Below are 8,592 nucleotides of genomic sequence, written 5' to 3'. Positions count from 1 at the left end.
CGGCACCAGGTGCAGCACCTCGCCGTCGCGGACCCCCTGCGGCAGCAGCGCCTGGGCCTCACCAGCAGCGCGCCGTCGGTCCGGCGAAGCACCCAACCGCCGTGCTGCTCGCCGTCGTCGGCCAGCCCGACCCCGGCGTGCCGGAGCACGTCGGGCAGCAACTCGGCCAGGGGCACCTGCTCCGGCAGGGCGACGTCCACCCGTCGTTGCGGCGCGCTGATGGTGACGCGGGCCAGCCCGGTAGTCATCGACTGATCTCCATATCGACTGGGATCGGAGGCTGCGCGGACGACAGGACTTTACCTACGATGAGCCAGGCTCGGGTTACCCAGCGCTGTCAGGAGGCCGAGTGTCCACCGTCGTCATCAAGCGCCCGCCGCGCCGACCAGCGCCGGAGATCCCCGGTGGTGAGCTGCCGGTCGAGGCGCCGCCGGAGATTCCGGTGGTGACCGGCGGACGTTGGCAGCAGATGCTCATGCTGCTGCCCATGCTCGGCGGCACGGTGGCGATGGCGATGATGTTCGGCCGGGGCGGCGGTGCCTACTCGTACGTGGTGGGCGGCATGTTCGGGCTCTCCTCGTTGGCGATGCTGGTGACCTCCTGGGGCAGCGCCTCCGGCACCCCGAAGAAGTCCGAGATGATGGCCGCTCGACGGGAGTACCTGCGTCACCTGGCCACCCTGCGGCGGCGGGTCCGACGGACCGCGGGGCAGCAGCGGGCCGGGCTCTACTACCGGCACCCGGATCCGGGCGGGCTCTGGTCGACGGTGGACAGCCACCGGGTCTGGGAGCGCCGCCCCGGCGACCCGGACTTCGCGGTGGTGCGGGTCGCCGTCGGGCCACAGACCCTGGCCACCCCGCTCGTCGCACCGGTCACCCGCCCGTTGGAGGAGCTGGAGCCGATGACCGCCGGAGCGCTGCGTCGCTTCCTGGACGCGTACTCCGTGGTGCCGGACCTGCCGGTGGCGTTGTCGCTGCGCAGCTTCGCCCGGGTGCACGTGCGGCCCGCCGGCCGCGCCGGGGCGACCACCACGACCACCGGCGGCCCACCCACCGGTGATCCGGCGGCGCAGGCGCTGGTCCGGGCCGTGCTGACCCAACTGGCGGTCTTCCACGCCCCCGACGAACTGCTCGTCGCGGTCTGTGCCGGGCCGGAACGCCGGGCCTGCTGGGAGTGGGTGAAGTGGCTCCCGCACGCCCACCACCCCGGCCGCACCGACGCGCTCGGCCCGGTACGACTGGTCACCAGCTCCGCCGCCGAACTGGAAGGGCTGCTCGCCGACGTGCTGGCCAGCCGGTCCCGGTTCAGCCCGACCGGTCCGGCCACCGACGGCCCGCACGTGGTGGTCGTCCTGGACGGCGGGGACCTCACCGGCGCCAGTGACCTGACCGGTGACGGCGGCATCGACGCGGTCACCGTGCTGGACCTGGACACGCCGCCGCCTCGGCTGCTGGACCGGTACGCCCTGCTGCTGGAGCTGCACGGCCGGCGGCTGCACTCGTGGTCGTCGGACGGGCACGCCGAGGTGGGCACCGCCGACCAGTTGGAGCTGGCCGACGCCGAAGCGGTGGCCCGACGGTTGGCGCCGCTGCGGCTCGCCGGTGCGGCCCGCGGGCCGGACGCCCCGCTCCAGGCCGATCTGGGCCTTCCCGAGCTGCTCGGTCTCGGCGACCCGGAGAGCTTCACGGCGGACCAGGGTTGGCTGCCGCGCTCGGCCCGGGACCGTTTGCGGGTGCCCATCGGGGTGGGTGCGGACGGCGGTGCGATCGAGCTGGACCTCAAGGAGTCCGCCCAGGACGGCATGGGCCCGCACGGCCTGCTCATCGGGGCGACCGGCTCCGGCAAGTCCGAGCTGCTCCGCACGCTGGTGCTGGGGCTCGCCGCCACGCACAGCTCCGAGCAGCTCAACTTCGTGCTTGTCGACTTCAAGGGCGGTGCCACCTTCGCCCCGTTCGACCGGCTGCCGCACACCGCGGCCGTGATCACCAACCTGGCCGACGCGTTGCCCCTGGTCGACCGGATGGTGGACGCCATCAACGGGGAGCTGGTCCGTCGTCAGGAGCTGCTGCGGCGCGCCGGCAACTTCGCCAGCGTGCGCGACTACGAACGGGCCCGGGCGGCCGGCAGCCCGTTGGCCCCGCTGCCGTCGCTGCTGCTGATCTGCGACGAGTTCTCCGAGCTGCTCTCCGCCAAGCCCGACTTCATCGACCTGTTCGTGCAGATCGGCCGGCTGGGCCGGTCGCTCGGCGTGCACCTGCTGCTGGCCAGCCAGCGGCTGGAGGAGGGGCGGCTGCGTGGGTTGGACACCCACCTCTCGTACCGGATCGGGTTGCGTACCTTCTCCGCGTTGGAGTCCCGCACCGTGCTCGGGGTGGCCGACGCGCACGAACTGCCCCGCTCTCCGGGGCACGGCTACCTGCGCGCCGGCACCGACCCGCTGGCCCGGTTCAAGGCCGCGTACGTCTCCGGTGCGGTCCGTCGGCGGGCCGCGCCGGACGGCGGCACCGCGGCCGGGGGCGCGCGGCTGCTCACCTTCACCACCCACGTCGTGCCGGTGCCCGAGCCGGCGGCCTCGGCCGCGCCCGTCCCGGCCGAGGAGGAGGGCCGGGAGACGCTGCTCGACCTGCTGGTGGACCGGCTCGTCGGGCAGGGTCCACCGGCCCACCAGGTCTGGCTCCCACCGCTCGGTCAGCCGCCGGCCCTGGACGAACTGCTCGGCCCGGTGGAGGTGGACCCGAAGCGGGGGCTCACCGTGGGCAACCCGGAGCTGCACGGCGCACTCGGCGTGCCGCTGGCGGTCGTGGACAAACCGTTGGAGCAGCGTCGCGACCTGCTCTGGCTGGCGTTGGACGGCGCGGCCGGGCACGTCGCGGTGGTCGGTGCGCCACAGAGCGGCAAGTCCACCGCCCTGCGCACGCTGATCTGCGCGCTGGCGCTCACCCACACCCCCGCCGAGGTGCAGGTCTACTGTCTCGACTTCGGTGGCGGCGGGCTGGCCGCGCTGCGCGACCTGCCGCACGTGGGCGGGGTGACCGGTCGGGCCGACCCGACCGCCGTGCGACGGACCGTCGGCGAGATGACCACCCTGTTGGCCGATCGGGAACGCCGCTTCGCGGAGTTGGGCGTGGAGTCGATGGCCGCGTTCCGGCAGCGCCGGGCCGCGGCGGGGGCGGGCAGCCAGCCGGGTGCCGACCCGTTCGGCGACGTGTTCCTGGTGATCGACGGCTGGAGCACCATTCGCGGTGAGTACGACGACCTGGAGCCACTGGTCACCGACCTGGCCACCCGGGGCCTGTCGTACGGCGTGCACGTCGTCGCCACCGCGCTGCGCTGGCTGGACTTCCGTCCGGCGATCCGGGACCTGTTCGGCTCCCGGCTGGAGCTGCGTCTCGGCGACCCGGCCGACTCGCTGGTGGCCCGGCGTGCCGCCGCCAACGTGCCGGAGCGCCCGGGCCGGGGGGTGACCGCCGAGAGCCTGCACTTCCTCACCGCGCTACCCCAGCTCGGTGCCTCCGGTGGGGACACTGCCGACCTGGTGAAACGTGCCGCCGACGGGTGGGTGGGTGCACCGGCGCCAAGGGTCCGGCTGCTGCCTGAGGTGCTGCCGTACGCCGATCTGGACCTCGCCGCCACCACCGGGCTGCGGCTGCCGATCGGAATCGCGGAGGCGGACCTGCGCCCGGTGCTGCTCGACTTCGCCACCGAGCCACATTTCGTGGTCTTCGGGGATTCGGAGTGCGGCAAGTCGTCGTTCCTGCGCGCGCTGGCCACGTCGATCATCACCCGGTTCACGCCCGAGCAGGCCCGGGTGATCCTGGTCGACTACCGGCGAAGCCTGCTCGGCGCCATCGAGACGCCACACCTGATCGGGTACGGCACCGCCGCCGCGCACACCGCCGACCTGATCGAGTCGGCCGCGGGTTACCTGGAGCGACGGGCACCCGGGCCGGAGGTCACTCCGCAGCAGCTGCGGGACCGGTCCTGGTGGTCCGGGCCGGAGCTGTTCGTGTTGGTGGACGACTACGACCTGGTGGCGGCGGGGCCGGCGAACCCGTTGCGCGCGTTGGAGGAGCACCTGCCGCACGCCCGGGACATCGGGCTGCACCTGGTGCTGGCCCGCCGCTCGGGCGGCGCGGGCCGCGCCCAGTACGAGCCGATCGTGCAGCGGCTGCGGGAGCTGTCCACCGCCGGCCTGGTGATGGCGGGCAGCCCCGAGGAGGGCGCGCTCGTCGGGTCGGTGCGGCCGGGTCCGCTGCCGCCGGGGCGTGGTCGACTGATCACCAGGCGGGAGGGGGTACGCCTGGTCCAGCTCGCCCAACTGTCGCCATCATGAGCTGACTCGCCAGTTCCTCCCGTGACTGGTGGGAAAACCGGTAATCTCCGATCGTCGTGGTTCCGTCGGGATGAATGGCTGGGGATGTGACTGGGGTGCGGTGCAGCGGTCCGTCGGCGACCCGACGAGCGACCGGCCGGGCGCTGCTCGGTGTGGCTGCGGCGCTCGCCGTCGTCGCCCCTGCCGCGGCAGCCGTCCCCGTCGCCACGCCCACCCGCGGTGGGCAGCTCGCCGGCGCGCCGATGGCGTTCGCGCCCGGCGACGCCGTCACCCGCACCGATCAGGTCCGCGACGAGCAGTGGCAGCTCGACGAGTTGCAGGCCGAGACGGCCTGGCGTAGCTCGACCGGCCGGGGCGTGACAGTGGCCGTGGTGGACTCCGGGGTGGACGGCACGCATCCCGACCTCGTCGGGCAGGTGCTGCCCGGCCGGGACCTGGTCGGTCCCGAGGGCGGCCCGGGTCCGGACCCGGTCGGCCACGGCACCACTGTCGCCGGCCTGATCGCCGGGCGCAACGACGACAAACGGGGTGTGGTCGGCCTGGCGCCGGACGCCCGGATCCTCCCGGTCCGCGTGCTCGACAAGGACAACCGCTACGACGACGCGCTGATCGTCGCCCAGGGCGTGCGCTGGGCGGTCGACAACGGCGCTCGCGTGATCAACCTTTCGTTGGGTGGCAGTGGCGACAGCCCGGCCCTGGCCGCTGCCCTGGATTACGCGTTCGTCCGGGACGTGGTCGTGATCGCCTGCACCGGCAACCTGGCCACCTCCAGCAGCGCCAAGGTCTGGTACCCGGCCCGCGAGCCGGGCGTGATCGCGGTCGCCGGCCTCGAACGCAACAGCGACAACCTGTGGTCCGGGTCGATCACCGGTCGGGCGACGGTGCTCACCGCTCCCGCCAGCGGGCTGGTCGGCGCCAAGCCGCCCGGTGGGTACTGGCGGGTGCAGGGCACCAGCTTCGCCGCACCGCTGGTGACGGCCACCGCCGCGCTGGTCCGGTCCCGCTATCCACAGATGCCGGCGGGTGAGGTGGTCAACCGGTTGCTGGCCACCGCCCGGGACATCGGCCCGACCGGGCGCGACGACCGCTTCGGGTACGGCGTGGTCGACCCGGTGGCCGCGTTGACCGCTGACGTGCCGCCGGTGACCGTCAACCCGTTGGACGATCAGACGTCGCCGGGGGTGACCGGTTTCGGTCCGGCGCCCGGCTCGGCCGACGACAGCCCGGTGGCCGGCGCCGGCAGCGACCCGCTCGGTCTCTCCGCACCTCATCAGCAGAGCAGGTGGACGGCCCGGGCGGCGGGTGGTCAGGATCCGTCCGCACCGAAGCAGCTGTGGACCGCTGTCGTGCTCCTCGCCGGTCTGCTCGGCGGTGCCGCCCTGCTGGTCCGCCGCTTCCGGCAGCGGGTCCGCTGACCGGCGACCGCTGGAAGGCCTGACCGGCAGCCCGGTCGGGTAGAACCGACCCATGCGTACGCGTCGTCCACCCACCCTCGCCCCCGCCAGCCCGCCGTCCTGGCGGCGCCGACGGCTCGATCCGGACCATTCGCTGGGGCTGCGGCTGACCCTGGCCACGGCGGCGGCGTTCCTGGTGCTGGTGCCTTTCGCGCTGCTCACGCTGTTGGTGCTCGGTGCCTGGGCACCGCTGCACCGACTGGACACGGCGGTCACCGACGCGCTGCACGGCTATGCGCAGGACCACCCGGCCTGGGTGGTGCTGATGCGGATCTGGACCGAGGTGTTCGCGCCGATGCCGCTGCGTGCCGTCGCCCTGCTCCTGGTGGTCTGGCTGCTGCGTCGGGGTGCCCGCCGGCTGGCCCTCTGGGCGGCCACCACCATGATCGTCGGAGGGCTGGTCGGTCCGCTGCTCAAGCTGCTCGTGGGCCGGGACCGGCCGGAGTTGCTGGACCCGGTGGCGCGGGCCGCCGGCTACTCGTTCCCCTCCGGGCACGCGCTGAACGCCACCCTGGCCGCCGGGGTGCTGCTGCTGGTGCTCCTGCCGTACGCCGGGCGGGGGGTGGCGCGGGCCGCGCTCTGGGTCGGCGCGGTGCTGCTCACCGTGGTGACCGGGCTGAGCAGGATCGCGCTCGGTGTGCACTTCACCAGTGACGTGCTGGGCGGCTGGCTGCTCGGCGTGGCCGTGGTCGCGGCGACCACCGCCGCGTTCACCAGTTGGCGGGCGCACACCGGCCTCCGACCGGTCCGGCCGACCCGCGACGGCGTCGCTCCTGAGGTCGAACGGCACCCGGGGGCGACCTGAGGCGTGCCGACACTGCTGTCGGGGTACTGGCCGACGCATGTCCGACACCGTGGTCCAGATCGTCCGGCGGGTGCTGCTGCCGGTGTCAGTGCTGTTCGGCGTCATGGTGCTGCTCGGGGTGCTGGTGACCCGGGTGTTCGCCCGGACCTGGCCGTTCACCATGGAGGACGCGGTGAACCGGGAGTTGGCCGCCGACCGCACCGGCGAGTGGAACAACGTCTCGCTGGTGTTCAGCACGCTGGCCAGCACCCAGATGATCGTCGTGGTCACCGTGCTGGTCGCGTTGGCGCTGCGGCTCTGGCTCAAGCGCTGGCGGGAGCCGCTGTTCCTGTGCGCGGCCGTGACCGCCCAGGCACTGGTGTTCCTGCTGACCACGCTCGCGATCGACCGACGGCGGCCGGCGGTGGAGCACATGGATGTCTCGCCGCCCACGTCGAGCTTCCCGTCCGGGCACACCTCGGCGGCGGTGGCGCTCTATGTCGGGATAGCCGTGCTGATGGCGCTGCGGGCACGCCGCACCGGCGCGAAGGTCGCCTGGTGGACGCTGCTGCTGATGGTGCCGCTGGGGGTGGCGCTGACCCGGATGTATCGGGGGATGCACCATCCGAGCGACGTGGTGGCGTCCTTCCTCAACGGCGGCACCTGCGTCGCGATCATGGCGCGCGCGGTGCTGGACCGTGGGGTGCGGTGGGGGCGGGCCAAGCTGCCGACCGGGCGACGGCCCGCCATGTCGACCCCGAGCTGACCTGGCGCGCCGCTCAGGTGCACTCGCCGGTCGCCACCTGCCGGTTGCGCTCGGCGCCGGCCAACGCCACCGGGCGTGCCTCCGCCGCCGTCACCGCGAAGCCGGTGTTCGGGTCGTCGGAGGCCGCCGCGAAGATCACGCCGAGCACCAGACCGTTGGCGGAGAGCAGCGGGCCACCGGAGTTGCCGCTGCGGACCAGCGCCCGGATCGTGTAGATCTCCCGGGTCACGTCGTTGGCGGAGTAGATGTCCGGCCCCTCGATCCGGTCGACGTCGCGGATCCGTGCCGACTGCGCGTTGTAGGGGCCGTCGAGCGGGAACCCGAGCACGATGGCGTCCGAGCCGCTGCCCGCGTTGCCGGCGGCGAACCGCAGGGACGGGCCGGGTAGCCCGGGCACGAGCAGCACGGCAAGGTCCCGGTTCGGGTCGTAGACCACCACCTTGCCGTCGTACCGTTCGCCGCCCAGCTCCACGGCGACCGAGCGGGTGCCGGCGACGACGTGCGCGTTGGTCATCACCCGGTCGTCGGCGTACACGAAGCCGGAACCCTCGATGCGGCGTGAGCAGCTGGGCGCGGAACCGAGCACCTTGACGACGGACTGCTGACCGTTGACCACCACCTGCGAGCCGGCCAGTGCCGGGTCGGGCGGCTCGACCTGCCGGGCCCGGGTGGGCGCGAGGTCACCGAAGACGTCCGGGAAGCCGTCGGTGTCGACGGTGTCCTCCAACGCGGTGGACAACTGCTGCGCCTGCTCCGGTAGGACCCGGTTGACCACCGTGATCAACGCGCTGTTGCGCACCGACGCGGCGAGCCAGGGCACCGAGGACGAGCCGAGCGGCACGGCGACCAGCCAGGCGAGCAGGAGCACCGCGAACAGTGAGACGAACGCCCCGCCGACGTCGTCGATCCGTCTGCCCACGTCGCTGGTGATCGTCTTGCGTAGGTGCGAGCCGAGCCAGCCGGCGAGTGCCTGACCCACCACCGCCAGCCCGAAGATCGCCACGAGTGAGATCAGCACACGGGTGCCAGCGTCCACGAACTGCCGGGCGAACAGCGGCCCGAGCTGGAGGCCCAGCAGCAGGCCCAGGAAGAAGCCGGACAGCGACGTGACGCCGATGACGAAACCCTGGCGGTATCCGCTGATCGCGAACACGAGCATGAGCAGCAGCAGGACGAGATCCACGACGGACACGGGTCAAGCGTACGGGCAGTGCGCCCGCCAGATGACCATCGCTTGCGGATGGTGACCGCGCGG

Annotated in this window: 5 protein-coding genes and 1 pseudogene; 4 read left to right on the top strand and 2 right to left on the bottom strand. The window is 73.2% G+C overall.

Going from position 1 to position 8,592, the window contains the following annotated elements:
• A pseudogene (locus JM949_RS13575) lies at positions 1 to 248 on the bottom strand (EsaB/YukD family protein); the annotation flags it as partial.
• A gap of 101 nt (positions 249 to 349) precedes the next feature.
• Here JM949_RS13575 and eccCa point away from each other — a divergent pair.
• From eccCa to JM949_RS13555, 4 genes are all read left to right on the top strand, one after another.
• A complete protein-coding gene (eccCa, locus tag JM949_RS13570) occupies positions 350 to 4,333 on the top strand; it encodes a type VII secretion protein EccCa (protein WP_203148861.1) in 3,984 nt (1,327 codons plus the stop codon).
• Positions 4,334 to 4,407: 74 nt separating this feature from the next.
• The gene (gene mycP / locus JM949_RS13565) at positions 4,408 to 5,748 is read left to right on the top strand and encodes a type VII secretion-associated serine protease mycosin (RefSeq protein ID WP_203148860.1); all 1,341 of its coding nucleotides are present in this window, start codon (positions 4,408 to 4,410) and stop codon (positions 5,746 to 5,748) included.
• A gap of 52 nt (positions 5,749 to 5,800) precedes the next feature.
• On the top strand, positions 5,801 to 6,592 hold the full coding sequence (locus tag JM949_RS13560) for a phosphatase PAP2 family protein (RefSeq protein WP_203148859.1): 792 nt from the start codon (positions 5,801 to 5,803) through the stop codon (positions 6,590 to 6,592).
• A gap of 37 nt (positions 6,593 to 6,629) precedes the next feature.
• Positions 6,630 to 7,337 (top strand): phosphatase PAP2 family protein, encoded by a 708-nt coding sequence (locus tag JM949_RS13555; protein WP_203148858.1) that lies wholly within the window; start codon positions 6,630 to 6,632, stop codon positions 7,335 to 7,337.
• Positions 7,338 to 7,350: 13 nt separating this feature from the next.
• On the opposite strand, the gene JM949_RS13550 is transcribed toward JM949_RS13555, so the two are convergent.
• Complete coding sequence (locus JM949_RS13550) at positions 7,351 to 8,529, bottom strand: MarP family serine protease (RefSeq protein WP_203148857.1); 1,179 nt, start codon at positions 8,527 to 8,529, stop codon at positions 7,351 to 7,353.
• Positions 8,530 to 8,592 lie beyond the last annotated feature (63 nt).

It is taken from the genome of Micromonospora tarensis, from assembly GCF_016803395.1.
Classification (GTDB): Bacteria; Actinomycetota; Actinomycetes; order Mycobacteriales; family Micromonosporaceae; genus Micromonospora; species Micromonospora tarensis.
This window is presented reverse-complemented; position numbering and strand designations above follow the sequence as displayed.